General features: G+C 48.0%; 12 protein-coding genes. 8 read left to right on the forward strand and 4 right to left on the reverse strand.

The features are described from left to right. Positions 1–7: 7 nt before the first annotated feature. Both QUE60_RS07185 and rng read left to right on the forward strand, forming a co-directional pair. On the forward strand, positions 8–661 hold the full coding sequence (locus QUE60_RS07185; RefSeq protein WP_286226544.1) for a Maf family protein: 654 nt from the start codon (positions 8–10) through the stop codon (positions 659–661). Continuing rightward, entirely contained in the window at positions 658–2121 is a 1464-nt protein-coding gene (rng, locus tag QUE60_RS07190; protein ID WP_286225135.1) for a ribonuclease G, read from the forward strand. Before QUE60_RS07185 ends, rng begins: the two co-directional genes overlap by 4 nt. Before the next feature lie 9 nt (positions 2122–2130). Here the strand turns inward: rng and msbA are convergent, their stop codons facing one another. Next, on the reverse strand, positions 2131–3897 hold the full coding sequence (msbA, locus tag QUE60_RS07195; protein WP_286226545.1) for a lipid A export permease/ATP-binding protein MsbA: 1767 nt from the start codon (positions 3895–3897) through the stop codon (positions 2131–2133). A 10-nt stretch (positions 3898–3907) separates the two neighbouring features. On the opposite strand from msbA, the gene QUE60_RS07200 reads away from it, so the two are divergent. Genes QUE60_RS07200 through QUE60_RS07210 form a run of 3 tightly spaced genes read left to right on the forward strand, consistent with a single transcriptional unit; the run spans position 3908 to position 6608 of the window. Further along, positions 3908–4681, forward strand: coding sequence for a glycosyltransferase family 2 protein (locus QUE60_RS07200; RefSeq protein ID WP_286226546.1), 774 nt, complete (start codon positions 3908–3910; stop codon positions 4679–4681). 8 nt (positions 4682–4689) lie between these two features. Next, complete coding sequence (locus tag QUE60_RS07205) at positions 4690–5484, forward strand: glycosyltransferase family 2 protein (protein WP_286226547.1); 795 nt, start codon at positions 4690–4692, stop codon at positions 5482–5484. Next, positions 5481–6608 carry a glycosyltransferase family 9 protein gene (locus QUE60_RS07210; RefSeq protein ID WP_286226548.1) on the forward strand — a complete coding sequence of 376 codons (1128 nt, stop codon included), beginning with the start codon at positions 5481–5483 and terminating at the stop codon, positions 6606–6608. The genes QUE60_RS07205 and QUE60_RS07210 overlap by 4 nt, the downstream gene beginning before the upstream one ends. Here the strand turns inward: QUE60_RS07210 and QUE60_RS07215 are convergent. Both QUE60_RS07215 and alaS read right to left on the reverse strand, forming a co-directional pair. Beyond that, a complete protein-coding gene (locus QUE60_RS07215) occupies positions 6605–6832 on the reverse strand; it encodes a sulfurtransferase TusA family protein (RefSeq protein ID WP_108509395.1) in 228 nt (75 codons plus the stop codon). The two genes, QUE60_RS07210 and QUE60_RS07215, sit on opposite strands and share 4 nt — an antisense overlap. A 56-nt stretch (positions 6833–6888) precedes the next feature. Continuing rightward, positions 6889–9516 carry an alanine--tRNA ligase gene (alaS, locus tag QUE60_RS07220; RefSeq protein ID WP_286226549.1) on the reverse strand — a complete coding sequence of 876 codons (2628 nt, stop codon included), beginning with the start codon at positions 9514–9516 and terminating at the stop codon, positions 6889–6891. A 133-nt stretch (positions 9517–9649) separates the two neighbouring features. Here alaS and QUE60_RS07225 point away from each other — a divergent pair, with 133 nt between their 5' ends. The 3 genes from QUE60_RS07225 (at position 9650) to QUE60_RS07235 (ending at position 13501) form a co-directional block, all read left to right on the forward strand. Further along, entirely contained in the window at positions 9650–10108 is a 459-nt protein-coding gene (locus tag QUE60_RS07225; protein WP_286226550.1) for a tripartite tricarboxylate transporter TctB family protein, read from the forward strand. A gap of 21 nt (positions 10109–10129) precedes the next feature. Beyond that, the gene (locus QUE60_RS07230) at positions 10130–11635 is read left to right on the forward strand and encodes a tripartite tricarboxylate transporter permease (RefSeq protein WP_286226551.1); all 1506 of its coding nucleotides are present in this window, start codon (positions 10130–10132) and stop codon (positions 11633–11635) included. Positions 11636–11743: 108 nt separating this feature from the next. After that, positions 11744–13501 carry a glutamine--tRNA ligase/YqeY domain fusion protein gene (locus QUE60_RS07235; RefSeq protein WP_458574810.1) on the forward strand — a complete coding sequence of 586 codons (1758 nt, stop codon included), beginning with the start codon at positions 11744–11746 and terminating at the stop codon, positions 13499–13501. Here QUE60_RS07235 and QUE60_RS07240 read toward each other — a convergent pair whose 3' ends face one another. After that, positions 13502–14413 carry an SDR family oxidoreductase gene (locus tag QUE60_RS07240; RefSeq protein WP_286226553.1) on the reverse strand — a complete coding sequence of 304 codons (912 nt, stop codon included), beginning with the start codon at positions 14411–14413 and terminating at the stop codon, positions 13502–13504. Positions 14414–14430: the final 17 nt, after the last annotated feature.

A 14430-nucleotide genomic window follows, 5' to 3' on the forward strand; every position in this document is an offset into this window, starting at 1 on the left:
ATTTAACATGAAGTATGACTTTATTTACCTCGCCTCGAAAAGCCCGCGTCGCCGGGAGTTACTCTCGCAGATTGGAGTACGCTTCGAGCTACTCCTGCCAGGGACTGATGAGGATGCCGAGTCTCTAGAGCTCGCTCTTGCAAACGAAAGTGCTGCAGACTACACGCAACGCGTAACCATTGCTAAAAGTATCGCAGCTCTCAAGCGTTGGCATCAGCGCCGCCAAGTAAGTCTCGAGCTTCCCTGGGCGCCAATACTTTGCGCCGACACCACCGTAAGCCTTCCAGGCTCGCCCGATCACGAAATCCTTGGAAAGCCGCACGATCAAGAAGACGCGATGCGGATATTGCACGTCTTGAGCGGTCAGACGCATTGGGTTTACACAGCCCTTGCCATCACCCCTGAGCCCACAAGCATCCCGGTCTGCGTATTACAAAAGTCAAGGATACGGTTTACGACATTAAGCCATGAGCAAATTGAACGCTATGTCAGCAGCGGTGAAGCATTTGGGAAGGCGGGTGCCTATGGCATTCAGGGGATGGCCGCTACGTTTATTGAGGAGATTTCTGGAAGCTATAGCGGTATCATGGGGCTTCCCTTATTTGAAACTGCCCAACTACTACGAGTAGCAGATGTACGTTTTGGTTTAACCCAATCATGACTCAAGAAATCCTCATCAATATCACCCCACAAGAAACACGCGTTGCTTTAATTGAGCAAAATGCCGTTCAAGAACTCCATATTGAACGTACGCGCCAGCGTGGGATTGTGGGCAATATTTATTTAGCGAAGGTAGCGCGGGTCTTACCTGGGATGCAATCAGCCTTTATTGATATTGGTTTAGAACGTGCTGCATTCATTCACTTTAATGATTTGGGCGAACAGCAAACTGGTGGTCAGATTGAAAAAGTTTTGTTCGAAGGACAGACACTCTTGGTGCAAGTACTTAAAGACCCCCTCGGAACAAAAGGAGCCAGACTCACCCGCCAAATTAGTATTGCGGGACGTAATTTGGTCTATTTGCCACAAATTCATCGGCCATTAGGTCAAGAGATTCATATTGGCATCTCACAAAAGATTGAAAATCCCGAGGAACGCGAAGCACTCAAAAACCGTCTGAAAGGTCTGATTCCTGCAGATGAATCCGGCGACATCATTGTTCGCACCAGTGCCGAACATGTGAGCGATGAAACCTTGATTTCTGACCTGAAGTACCTTCGCACCACCTGGCAACAAATTGCGCAACGCGCCAAAGAAAAAGCGGCCCCCGCGCTTCTTCATCAAGACCTCAATTTAGCCGAGCGGGTATTACGAGACATGGCTGGCCCTGAGACTAGTCAGATTCGGATTGATTCGGCTGAAAACTTTGAACGTTTGACTCAGTTTGCACAGATGTTTATGCCACAACTGAATTCCAAGCTGACTCTCTACCGAGGTGAGCGCGCCCTCTTTGATCTCTTTGATATTGATTCTGAGATTAATAAAGCACTAGGACGGCGTGTCGATCTTAAGTCAGGCGGCTATCTGATGATCGATCAAACCGAATCGATGACCACTATTGATGTCAATACCGGGAGTTTTGTTGGAGCTCGTAATTTAGACGACACCGTGTTTAAAACCAATCTAGAGGCTGCTCAAGCGATTGCCCGTCAATTGCGTTTGCGCAATCTGGGCGGCATCATCATCATTGATTTTATTGACATGACGCAGAGCGACCATCAAGAAGCAGTGCTTGGCGAGCTGAAGAAGAATTTAGCGCGTGATCATGTGCGCACCAATGTGAACGATTTTTCTTCATTGGGACTGATTGAGATGACACGCAAGCGAACGCGCGAGTCCCTATCTCATATTTTGTGCGAACCCTGTTCGTCTTGCAATGGCAAAGGGGAAACGAAAACACCGCAGACGATTTGCTATGAAATCTTGCGTGAGATTGTGCGTGAGCATCGCCAATTTAATCCCAAAGAGTTCCGCATTGTTGCCTCACCCGATGTCATTGATTTATTCCTTGAGGAAGAGAATCAATTCTTAGCTATGCTCGGCGACTTTATCCAAAAACCAATTCGGCTCCAGGCTGAGGCTGGCTTTAGGCAAGAACAATACGATATTGTCTTAAATTGATTCGATTGCCTAGCTTGCCTCGCTAAACTGCAGGCGATGCAAACCGGCATATAAACCGTTTTTGGCAATGAGCTCCCGATGGGGACCGTATTCCACAATCTCACCATGGTCGAGTACAGCAATATGATCAGCATGCTCGATAGTTGATAAGCGATGCGCAATTACTAAAGTGGTTCTACCGGCCATCAGCCGATCGAGCGCCTCTTGCACTTGGCGCTCAGACTCTGAGTCCAGGGCAGAGGTTGCCTCATCCAGAATCAGAATAGGTGCATCTTTATAGATTGCGCGCGCAATCGCAAGGCGTTGTCGTTGACCACCCGATAAACGATTGCCGTTATCCCCAATTGGCGTATCAATTCCATCGGGTAATTCAGAGAGCAAGTTGGACAAATTAGCTGCCTCTAGCGCTTCAATCACACGACCGCGATCAATATCATCACCAGTGCTCGAGCCATACGCGACATTAGCTGCAATCGTGTCATTAAACAGAATCACATCTTGACTCACAAAAGCGATTTGTTTACGTAAATCCGTTAAAACAATCTCCTCAATTGGGATTTGATCGAGCAAAATCCGACCGGATTTAGGCTGATAAAAACGTGGTAACAAATTAACTAGCGTTGATTTACCTCCACCGGATGGCCCCACAAAAGCAATCACCTCGCCCGGCTTAACCGTGAGATTGATGTTACGTAAGGCATCTTTTCGACCCTCATCTTGGTTGTATGAGAAAGAAAGGTCTTCAAACCTAATTTCACCTTGAGCCTTCTCAAGCCGCTTGAGATTCGATGTTTGCGCCTTCTCCTCCTCAACCGGCTGATCAATTAACTGAAAGATCATCTCAGCAGCGGTGAGCCCCCGCTGCAAAGGCTGATTAATATCAGCTAAGTGCTTGAGCGGAGATACGATTAACAGCATCGCGGTAATAAAGGCTGCAAAGCTCCCAACTGTGACGCCTTGGCTAGCCGATTGCATGATGGCAATGACTAGGACGACCGATAAAGCCATCGAGGCAACTAATTGAGTGATCGGCTGATTTAATCCGCCGGCAACCGCTGCCTTCAGTGTGAACTTGCGTAATTGCTCGGCTTTTTCCATAAAACGACGCATCTCATAGTCTTCACCGCCATGCACTTTCACTATCTTATGACCGGCTGCGGCCTCCTCAACTACATACGCTAACTCACTAGTCATACTCTGCTGTTGACGATTGAGGCTACGCAAGCGTTTATTGATCTTGCTCATCACATAGGCAATGATCGGGAAAATAACAAAGACCACCAAGGTTAAGCGCCAGTTCAAATACAACAAATACCCCATCAAACCAATCACGGTTAGCAGATCACGCACCAGACTGATCAACATACCGCCCATAATCGATAGGACATTATTGACCTCGAAGACCACTGCATTAATTAAGTTCGAGGCCGTGGTTTTTTGGAAATACTCGGTCTTGGCACGTAAGAGTCTGGCAAACATTTGTTCGCGCAGCTTCAACAAAATATTACTAATGACTTTGGTTAGCAAATAGTTCGAGAGAAATTGAGCTCCGCTACGCACAATAGCCAGACCGACAAGAAAGACTGGGACTAACCATAGCTGATCATTCATCTTCCCCGAAAAGCCATCATCCAAAAGGGGCTTCATGAGAGCGGGAATAGAGGTCTCCGACGCCGCCACAAAGGCCATAGCCACTAACGAGCCAATAATGAGGCGGATATGGGGGCGCAAATAGCCAATTAATCGATTTAGGGCTTGACGGTCTGAAGCATTCATATAATGAATTATGCCCACCTTATCAGTCATACTCATCACTCGGAACGAGGAAGCCAATCTTGGGGATTGTTTAACCTCCTTAGACGGGCTGGCTGACCAAATTGTAGTGGTAGACACCCAAAGCACTGACAAAACCCTTGAGATTGCCAAAGCCCATGGGGCGCTAATAAGCTCCCCCGACGATTGGCCCGGCTTTGGGCCCCAAAAGAACCGGGCTCTTGACTTAGCAAACTGCGATTGGGTCTTATCGCTTGATGCCGACGAGCGCCTGACCCCCGAACTGCGTGCAGAGATCAAAACAGTTCTTAATCAACCGCATGCCGATTACTATGCCATCCCACGCTTATCCTGGTACTGCGGACGCTTTATGCGTCATTCTGGCTGGACTCCCGACTATGTGGATCGCCTTTTTAAGCGGGGCAGTGCACGATTTTCCTCTGATTTAGTACATGAACGTTTAATCCCACAGGGACCCGTTCTCAAACTAAAGCATCAGATGCTGCATTACAGTTTCATGAACGCCGAGCAAGTCAAGGCAAAAATGGAGCGCTACTCTACCGACTCCGCCCAACAGGCATTCGCCAAAGGTAAAACCGGCAGTCCTATCAAAGCTATCTTGCACGGAGCCTGGTCATTCATTCGAACTTATTTTTTGCGAGCTGGATTTCTAGATGGTCCTCAAGGCTTTTCCTTGGCGTGCTCCAATGCACAGGGCACGTATTATCGATATATGAAGCTTTGGCGACTTCAGCAAATGGCACGCGCTCAGAATCAAAAGGGTTAGGATCGCTTATGTTCAAAATCTCGATCCTACTTGCGACCTATAACTGGCCAGAAGCCCTGCGCTTTTGCCTCGAATCACTAGAAACTCAAACTGATCGAAACTTTGAAATCATCATTGCTGATGACGGCTCTAAACCAGAAACCGCAACACTAATACGCTCCATGAAGGAGCGCTCCAAGCACTCGATCCAACACTTATGGCAAGAGGATCAAGGGTTTCGGAAAACCATTATTCTCAATCAGGCCATTTTGGCTGCCCAGGGCGAATACCTCATATTCTTAGACGGGGACTGTATTGTGCAACCTGATTTTGTGAAGCGCCACCGTCAGCTTGCTAAGCCTCAAATGATGGTGACCGGCAGTCGCGTACTTCTAAGCGAATCATTAACCCAAAAGATCCTAAGTTGGCCGCGGTGGAACTTCGCAGCTTTCAAAAGCAATTTAATTAGCTATCGCTTAAATGGTGGAATTAATAAGTTCTGGCCCATCGTACTGAAGCTGGGTCCGGGGGCGTGGCGCGTTTATCAAAAATTTGTTTGGCGCCGCATTAAAGGTTGCAATATGGCTTGCTGGAAAGAGGATGCGCTGACGATTAGTGGTTTTGATGAGTCTATGATTGGCTGGGGTCACGAAGATGCTGATTTTGTCTTTCGACTACAACATGCTGGTATTCGACGTCAATCTGGTGCATGGTCAACCGAAGTATTTCATCTATTTCATCGAATCTCCGACCAGTCCAAGGCGGCTGAGAATGCGAAGCGAGTCCGCGAAAAAATTATGGCCAAGGCTGGTATACAGGTATGAACGATCCTACCCGAGTTCTCTTCATCGCCACACGACAAATTGGCGATGTGCTGGTCACCACACCTTTAATTGAAGCAGCTCGTCGCATTTGGCCCAAGGCGCAATTTGATTTCTTGGGTTACCGCGGCAAGCTCGATATGCTCAAGGGCAATCCAGAAGTTCATGAGCTGATTGAAACCTCCGAACATCCCAATCTTTGGGAATACCTCAAACTGTTTAATCGCCTATTCCAACGTTACGATTTAGCCATCATCACCCAACCTAGCGATCGAGCCTATTTTTTTGGTTCCCTTGCTGCGCTTCGCCGTGTTGGTGTAGTGGTACAAGATACCCCAAAGAGTCGGCAGAAAAGTGCATGGAAACGCTCCATCTGTATGCATTGGGTTCCAGTCGATTATTTTGAGCAACACGTCATCGTTGAAAAACTCAAGCTTCTCGAACCTTTCTACCGCGCTAAGGGTCTCGACCTTTTTGCAAATCCAATCTCGGTGACTCCTCCAAGCAGCGAAGCCCTTACCCCGGTGTTACAAAGCCAACTTCGTCAACCGTATATTGTTTTGCATCCGGGTCCGCTCAATGGCTATAAGCGCTGGCCTTTAGGGTATTGGGCTCAATTAATTAAAGATCTTGTGGCCTTAAAGTATCAAGTGGTCTTAAGTGCATCGCCTGCAGAGCAGGATCTCTCCCTTAACCGAGATATTCTGTCCTTGCTCGATCACGAGGTCACCCAATTGGTCATTGACACTAAGGGGCAGCTCAACTTACCCCAAGTCAAAACCTTGTTAGATGGTGCGGCTTTATATATTGGTGTTGATACATCAGTAACGCATCTTGCTGCCGCCTGCGAAATCCCAACCATTGCTTTGTTTGGACCTACACCACCTACCAATTTTGGGCCCTGGCCCAATGGTTTCATTGGCGAGCGCCCTTATCAACTTCGAGGTCGAACCCAAATCGTCGGTAAGGTGTGCATTTTGCAAGGCCCGGGTGATTGTGTTCCTTGCCGAAAAGCGGGCTGCTTTGATACCGCCAATAGCAAAAGTGAGTGCCTTGACATGCTAGAGCCCAGTCAAGTATTAGAAGCTACTAAAAAAATGCTGGATCGAAGTACGAGATTATCCTAGCGGCGCTTGACGTAAAACACCATCGTATCGCCCTCGTTATCTGTAGCGATCAGTTCATTACCAGTTTGTTTGCAAAAGGCGGGGATGTCATGCGTTGCGCCTGAATCGGTTGCCTTGAGTTTTAAGACCTCACCGGTTTGCATTTCAGCGAGGGTTTTCTTGGTACGCAGAATAGGCAAAGGGCAGTTCATGCCAATGGCATCCACTTCGCGATGAACCACAATCGAGCCTGCTTCACTCATCTCATTCTCCTATTTGATGCTATTTTAGCGACGAATTGCTAAATCCGCTCGGCAACCCAAGCGTCAACGGCAGCGAGCGCTTTACTTAAACCGCTTGGGTCGCTACCACCAGCCATCGCCATTTCAGGCTTGCCGCCACCTTTGCCGCCCACTTGTTGAGCCACAAAATTGACGAGCTCACCCGCTTTGATCCGATTGGTCGCATCACTGGTCACCCCAGCAATGAGACTTACCTTGCCGTCTTGAACGGATGCCAAAACAATCGCGGCTGACTTTAATTTGGCCTTCAGAGCATCCATCGTGTCTCGCAATACTTTCGTATCAGCCGAATCTAATTGAGCTGCCAACACTTTGATGCCTTGCAGATCTTTTGCTTGATTGACTAAATCATCGCCTTGGCTCGCAGCTAATTTTGCATTTACGCGCTCGAGCTCACGCTCAACATGTCTGAGTTGATCTTGCAATTGACTAACGCGTTGCGGCAGATCATGAGGAGCCGTCTTTAACAACTGGGCCGCCTCTTGAATCTTCGACTCAAGCCCTTGAACAAAATCCATCACATTCGTGCCGGTCACCGCTTCAACCCGACGAATACCAGCAGCCACTCCACCCTCAGAGACGATCTTAAAACTACCAATATCACCCGTTCGCTGGACATGGGTTCCACCGCATAACTCTTTAGAAGAGCCAATTTCAAGTACACGCACACGCTCACCATACTTCTCGCCAAATAGCATCATGGCTCCGGTCTTTTGCGCATCCTCCAAAGCCATCACATTGGCAGCAGTTGCAGTGTTGGTCAAAATCTCCTGATTAACCATCTGTTCAATCCGAGTAATTTCAGCCTTCGTCAAGGGTGCAGTGTGAGTGAAATCGAATCGAGTCTTGTCGGCATCGACTAAGGAACCCTTCTGTTGCACATGATCGCCAAGTACTTCGCGCAAGGCTTTGTGTAGCAAATGCGTGGCGCTGTGATTGCGCATCGTCTTAGCACGCAAGCTTGTATCCACACGCGCCTCAACCATATCTCCAACCCTTAACTCGCCCTCTTGAAGTTCACCTTGATGTCCAAAGACATCGGCCTGAATCTTAAAAGTGTCCGCCACGATGAATTGCGATTGCTCAGTTCGTAACTCGCCACGATCGCCGACTTGACCACCAGACTCTGCGTAAAACGGGGTGCGATTCAGAACTACGACTGCACTTTCACCGGGCCGAATCGAGTCGACGGGGCTACCGTCACGATACAAAGCGGTGATGCGAGCATCCTCAATCAACACTTGCTCGTAGCCCAAGAACTGGGTAGGCTCGCCCCGATAATCCAAGCCTTGTGCCATCTTAAATTTACCGGCAGCCCTTGCTTGATCGCGTTGGCGTTGCATGGCTGCTTCGAAGCCAGCTGAATCGACACCGACTCCGCGCTCACGACAGACATCAGCCGTAAGATCAAGGGGAAACCCAAATGTATCGTGCAGACGAAACGCGGTTTCTCCATCTAGAACAGATTGATTATTTTGAAGCGCAGATTCTAGAATCTCCATGCCATTGGCAATGGTCTGGAAAAAACGTTCCTCTTCTTGCTTGAGCACATCCATGACCCGCGCTTGCGCTTGACGTAACTCAGGATATGCATCGCCCATTTCAGCGACCAAAGCCGGTACTAACTGATGAAAGAAGGCCTGCCGCGCCCCCAATTTATACCCATGACGGATAGCGCGTCGCGCAATACGCCGCAATACATAACCGCGCCCCGCATTACCTGGAATCACTCCATCGACCACAATAAAACTGCAGGCACGAATATGATCCGCTATGACTTTCAGCGATGGGCTATCTAAATCACAACCGGTGGCTCCGGCACGATCAACCGCATCTTTTGCGGCTTGCAGAAGATGAACAAATAAATCGATTTCATAGTTGGAGTGCACATGCTGCAAAACAGCAGCAATTCGCTCCAAGCCCATACCAGTATCAACACTAGGCTTAGGCAAGGGATGCATTTCACCGGCCTCATCGCGATTGAACTGCATAAAGACGTTGTTCCAGATCTCAATGAAACGATCACCATCTTCATCAGGACTACCCGGAGGGCCGCCAGCAATTTCTGGACCATGGTCATAAAAGATTTCAGTGCACGGTCCACATGGCCCGGTGTCGCCCATCATCCAAAAGTTGTCAGAGGCATACCGAGCGCCCTTGTTGTCGCCAATGCGCACGATACGCTCTTTCGGTACGCCAATTTTTTTCTCCCAAATATCGTAGGCTTCATCATCCTCGGCATAGACGGTGACCCATAACTTATCTTTGGGTAACTTAAAAACCTGGGTTAGGAGCTCCCAAGCGAATTGAATCGCATCCTCTTTGAAGTAATCTCCAAACGAAAAATTACCGAGCATCTCAAAGAAGGTATGGTGACGAGCGGTATACCCAACGTTATCAAGGTCGTTGTGTTTACCACCAGCTCGAATGCACTTTTGAGCGGTTGTAGCGCGCTGATATGGTCGCTTGTCAAACCCCAAAAAGACATCCTTGAACTGGTTCATTCCAGCATTGGTAAATAGCAAAGTGGGATCATCACCAGGAACCACGGGGCTCGAAGCCACAATTTGGTGACCTTTGGAAGCGAAATAATCAAGGAAGGCTTGGCGGATTTCGGAGACTTTCATCCGCAGAATTATCGCATTGGCACAGAATTAGGGCAAACCCTTAAATATACCCATACTCATTCCCTTACAATCACAAATCGACTAAAAATAGCCCTTTAAGAAAAAGCAGCGATTGCTACAAAGGAGACAGATTTTGAATATTCGCAATAAAAAGGATTTTGGCGCCGGGATCATGTACATGGTCTTTGGTCTATTTTTTGCGTTAAATGCCTTGAGCTACAAAATGGGTACTGCTGCCAAAATGGGTCCGGGTTACTTCCCTTTCTGGTTAGGCGCCCTTCTGACTGCACTCGGCTTTTTTGTGCTCCTAAAATCGATGTCATCCAAAAATACTAAGGAAGAAATTGGTGGCTGGAACTGGAAAATTGTTATTTGGATTGCAGGATCGGTAGTGCTTTATGGACTGCTATTACCAACGCTCGGTTTTATGTTGTCCATTTTTATCTTAGTACTCATTTCTGCTAGCGCAAGTCATGAATTTACTTGGAAAAGTACCGTGCTAAATGCAATTTTCTTGGTAACTTTCACTTACTTGGCATTTGTACAAGGATTGAACCTTCAATTTCCCTTGCTCCCAACTTTCCTTGAATAACCCCATTGAACGGAATAACAAATGGAATTATTAAATAATCTTTCATTGGGCTTTGAGACTGCATTTACGATGCAGAATCTGATGTATTGCTTTATTGGATGCTTACTTGGCACTCTAATCGGTGTTTTACCTGGGCTTGGCCCGATTGCAACGATTGCCATGCTTTTGCCTGCAACCTACGCTCTGCCTCCAATTGCTGCGCTCATTATGCTGGCTGGTATTTACTACGGTTCGCAATATGGGGGGTCAACCACGGCGATCTTGCTCAACATCCCCGGCGAAACATCCTCTGTGGTGACTGCTATTGATGGCTACCAAATGGCTAAACGCGGCCGCGGTGGTGTGGCGCTATTTACTGCGGGCATGGGTTCATTTTTTGCTGGTTGCGTCGCTACTTTGATTTTGGCTGGCTTTGCTGCGCCCCTGGCAGAAGTTGCATTTAAATTTGGTCCTGCCGAATACTTTTCTCTAATGGTTCTTGGATTAATTGGTGCTGTCGTGCTAGCCTCTGGCTCCCTTATTAAAGCGGTTGGCATGATCTTATTGGGCCTACTACTGGGCCTCATTGGTACCGATGTGAACTCAGGCGTTGCTCGGTACTCTTTTGACATTCCTCAACTGACCGATGGTATCGGTTTCGTTTCGGTTGCTATGGGCGTTTTTGGCTTCGCCGAGATTATGCTGAACTTAGAGAAGAAGGGCTCTGGTGAATCATTCCTCAATAAGGTCACAACTCTAATTCCAGCCTGGTCCGATATCAAACGCATGGTTCCATCGATTTTGCGGGGCACAACGATTGGCTCGCTACTCGGCATCTTGCCCGGTGGCGGTGCTGCCCTTGCCGCTTTTGGTGCATACACCGTTGAGAAAAAATCTTCAAAGCACAGTGAAGAGTTTGGTAAGGGCGCTATTGAAGGCGTGGCTGGTCCAGAGGCGGCTAACAATGCGGCTGCACAAACCTCATTCATCCCCTTGCTGACTCTTGGTATTCCACCAAACGCGGTTATGGCTTTGATGGTTGGCGCGATGACAATTCATAACATTCAACCGGGGCCCCAGGTCATGTCTAGCAACCCCACCCTCTTCTGGGGTCTAATTGCGTCGATGTGGATCGGTAATATTATGTTGATTTTGCTGAACCTGCCTCTAATTGGTATTTGGGTCAAGCTGCTAAAAATTCCGTATCGCATGCTTTATCCCGCGATTCTGGTCTTCTGTTGTATCGGGGTCTATACGGTTAATAACTCGATCTTTGATATTTTCATTACAGCAAGCTTTGGTGTGATTGGGTATATGTTCTTTAAATTTGGTTGTGAACCCGCCCCCCTACTACTAGGCTTTGTATTGGGCCCCATGATGGAAGAAAACTTTCGTCGCGCCCTCCTCCTTTCAAGGGGTGATTTCACAACCTTTGTCACCCGCCCACTCTCTTTGAGCCTTTTAATTGCAGCTGCTCTTTTGCTAATTATCGTTACTCTTCCAGCTATTAAAAAGAGTCGTGAAGAAGTATTTACTGAAGAGTTATAAGACTTTCCTAAGATTTATATTGTTTTGTCTATCTGGCCCGCTGTTGCGGGCCTTATTTTTTGCTTCTAGAACCACTCGAGCAGTCTTCTCTACAATACTGGGATGTCCATGCCATCTGCAAACCCAGTCGAGCCGTCCAATTTCTTACGGCAAATCATTGATCATGATTTAGCCAAAGGTATCTATGTCAATCGCGTTGATGCGCATGGCAAGGCCCTACCAGCCGTGATCACTCGCTTTCCACCAGAGCCTAACGGCTACTTGCATATCGGACATGCCAAGAGTATTTGCCTCAATTATGGCTTGGCAAGAGACTATGACACTTTGCCATCGGGTGGTCGTTGCCATATGCGACTTGACGATACCAATCCAACCAAAGAGGATGTGGAGTATGTCGATAGCATCTTAGATGCGGTACGTTGGTTAGGGTTTGACTGGCATCATCAGGGCGATGAACACCTTTATTACGCCAGTGATTACTTTGAACGCCTCTACGAGTTTGCGCAAATCCTAATGCGTCACGACAAAGCATACGTCGATAGTCAAAGCGCAGAGGAAATTCATCGTAATCGCGGCAACTTTTCCACGCCGGGGGTCAATAGCCCCTATCGAGATCGCTCGGCTGACGAGAACATCGTACTTTTGGAAAAAATGCGTGCTGGCGAGTTCCCCGATGGTAGTCATGTCGTGCGTCTAAAAATTGATATGACTCACCCTAATATCGTAATGCGCGATCCAGTCATTTATCGTATTCGCCATGCCCATCATCATCGCACTGGCGATCAATGGTGCATTTACCCTTTGTATGACTTCACCCATTGCATTTCGGACGCTCTTGAAAACGTATCGCACTCGATTTGTACCCTCGAGTTTGAAAACAACCGTCCGCTCTATGACTGGATTCTCAACAGTCTTAAAGAGTGCGGGGTTTTTAAAGGCCCCTTACCCCATCAATACGAATTTGCCAGACTCAATCTGACCTACACTATTACAAGTAAGCGTAAACTCCTGCAACTCGTCGAGGAAGAACGCGTTGACGGCTGGGACGATCCTCGTATGCCAACCATCGCCGGAATCCGCCGTCGCGGTTACACACCAGAGAGTATTCGTTTATTTTGCGAACGAATTGGCGTATCCAAAGCCGATAGCTGGATTGACATGAGTGTCCTCGAGCAAGCCTTACGCGATGATTTAGATGCGCGCGCCCCTCGTGCCAGTGCGGTACTCGCTCCGCTGAAGCTTGTGATTGAAAACTATGAGGACGGTGCAAAAGAACCCTGTTCTGCCCCCAAACATCCGCACCATCCGGAATGGGGCAAACGCGAATTTCATTTTGGACGTGAGCTTTGGATTGAGGCTGATGATTTTCAAATGAATCCTGAAAAAGGATTTTTCCGTCTGTTCCCACCCAAAGACGGAGGGGCTGGTGGGCGCGTACGCTTACGTCATGGATTCGTCATCGAGTGCACTGGCGTCAAACTTGATGACCAGGGTAAAGTCACCGAGGTTCATGCGCGCTATTTCCCAGATAGCAAAAGTGGTACGCCAGACTCTAATAACTATAAGGTAAAGGGAAACATACATTGGATTAATGCTGCGGAAGCCTTGCCTGTTGAGATTCGTCTTTACGAGCATTTATTTACGGATCCGCACCCTGATAGTGGTGACAATGATTTTCTGAGCTTTATTAATCCGAATTCCAAAAAGGTGATTCAGGCTTATGTAGAACCCAGTATGCAGAGCGCCAAACCGGAAGATCGTTTTCAATTTGAGCGGCACGGCTACTTTGTGGTTGATCGCAAAGATAGCGCTCCAGGAAAGTTAGTCTTTAATCGCAGCGTTGGTCTCAAAGACAGCTGGAAATAATTACAAAGTTTTTAGATAGTCTTTGACCTGAGGGAATTTCAAGGGGCGCTTTAGTTCCCTTAATCGTTGATTACGCACTCGCCGTGACTCAGCCATGAATGACCACATCATGGGACCCACCTGAGAGCGAACCTCATCGGGCGGTAATCGCGGTGGCTTCGGCAAACCCAGTGCACTAGCGACCTCATCAAAGTAATCGCCCATTTTTTGCTCGCTACCATCGCATGCATTGATCACACGCTGTGGTTTACCGATAAACAAGGCTGCACAAATGAGTCGAGCAAGATCATCTGCATGAATATGGTTCGAATACGCATCAAACGGCTCTTGCAAAGCAGGCGTTTGGTTTTTCAAGCGCTCAATCGGTAAGCGATTGGGTCCATAAATTCCGGGTACGCGCAAAATAGTTAATGCAACGCCTTGCGAGGCCGCCCAAAAGCGAAGTGTTTGTTCTGCATCCACGCGTCGCTTCGCCCTCGGGCTGGTGGGCTGCAATTGACTGGTCTCATCTACAAAATCGCCATTGCGATTACCGTATACCCCGGTCGTGCTGATATAAACCAAGCGTCTGACAGATCGCCCCTGCTGGGATAAAATTTGAACTAGATTGCGGGTGCGTTGATCGTACTCACCATCTTGCGCTGGTGGTGCTAAATGAATGACCGTTGTTGCTAAATGGGCAATTCGCCATAAAGTCGCAGGGTGGTCTAGGTTTCCTTCAATTGGTGTGATGCCATGCTTTCGAAGTTCGGTAAAACGCCCAGGGCTACTGCTTAATGCAAAGATCTTAGGTCGACCTTGCGATTGAGCAAGTGCATTTCCTTGCAGCTGCTGTGCAACCCGAATGCCGATATCACCGCATCCAATGATGAGGATGCGGGGGCGACGAAATAGGCTAGTTTTGGACATCATAGAATGAATATCGTAAT

The sequence above is a fragment of the Polynucleobacter sp. HIN11 genome (genome assembly GCF_030297675.1).
Classification (GTDB): Bacteria; Pseudomonadota; Gammaproteobacteria; order Burkholderiales; family Burkholderiaceae; genus Polynucleobacter.

Bases quoted from the DNA above. Each gene is read 5' to 3' on its own strand.
- QUE60_RS07230 (WP_286226551.1), top strand. From the start codon at position 10,130: ATGGAATTATTAAATAATCTTTCATTGGGCTTTGAGACTGCATTTACG.
- QUE60_RS07235 (WP_458574810.1), top strand. From the start codon at position 11,744: ATGCCATCTGCAAACCCAGTCGAGCCGTCCAATTTCTTACGGCAAATC.
- QUE60_RS07200 (WP_286226546.1), top strand. From the start codon at position 3,908: ATGCCCACCTTATCAGTCATACTCATCACTCGGAACGAGGAAGCCAAT.
- QUE60_RS07210 (WP_286226548.1), top strand. From the start codon at position 5,481: ATGAACGATCCTACCCGAGTTCTCTTCATCGCCACACGACAAATTGGC.
- rng (WP_286225135.1), top strand. From the start codon at position 658: ATGACTCAAGAAATCCTCATCAATATCACCCCACAAGAAACACGCGTT.
- QUE60_RS07185 (WP_286226544.1), top strand. From the start codon at position 8: ATGAAGTATGACTTTATTTACCTCGCCTCGAAAAGCCCGCGTCGCCGG.
- msbA (WP_286226545.1), bottom strand. From the start codon at position 3,897: ATGAATGCTTCAGACCGTCAAGCCCTAAATCGATTAATTGGCTATTTG.
- QUE60_RS07240 (WP_286226553.1), bottom strand. From the start codon at position 14,413: ATGATGTCCAAAACTAGCCTATTTCGTCGCCCCCGCATCCTCATCATT.
- QUE60_RS07205 (WP_286226547.1), top strand. From the start codon at position 4,690: ATGTTCAAAATCTCGATCCTACTTGCGACCTATAACTGGCCAGAAGCC.
- alaS (WP_286226549.1), bottom strand. From the start codon at position 9,516: ATGAAAGTCTCCGAAATCCGCCAAGCCTTCCTTGATTATTTCGCTTCC.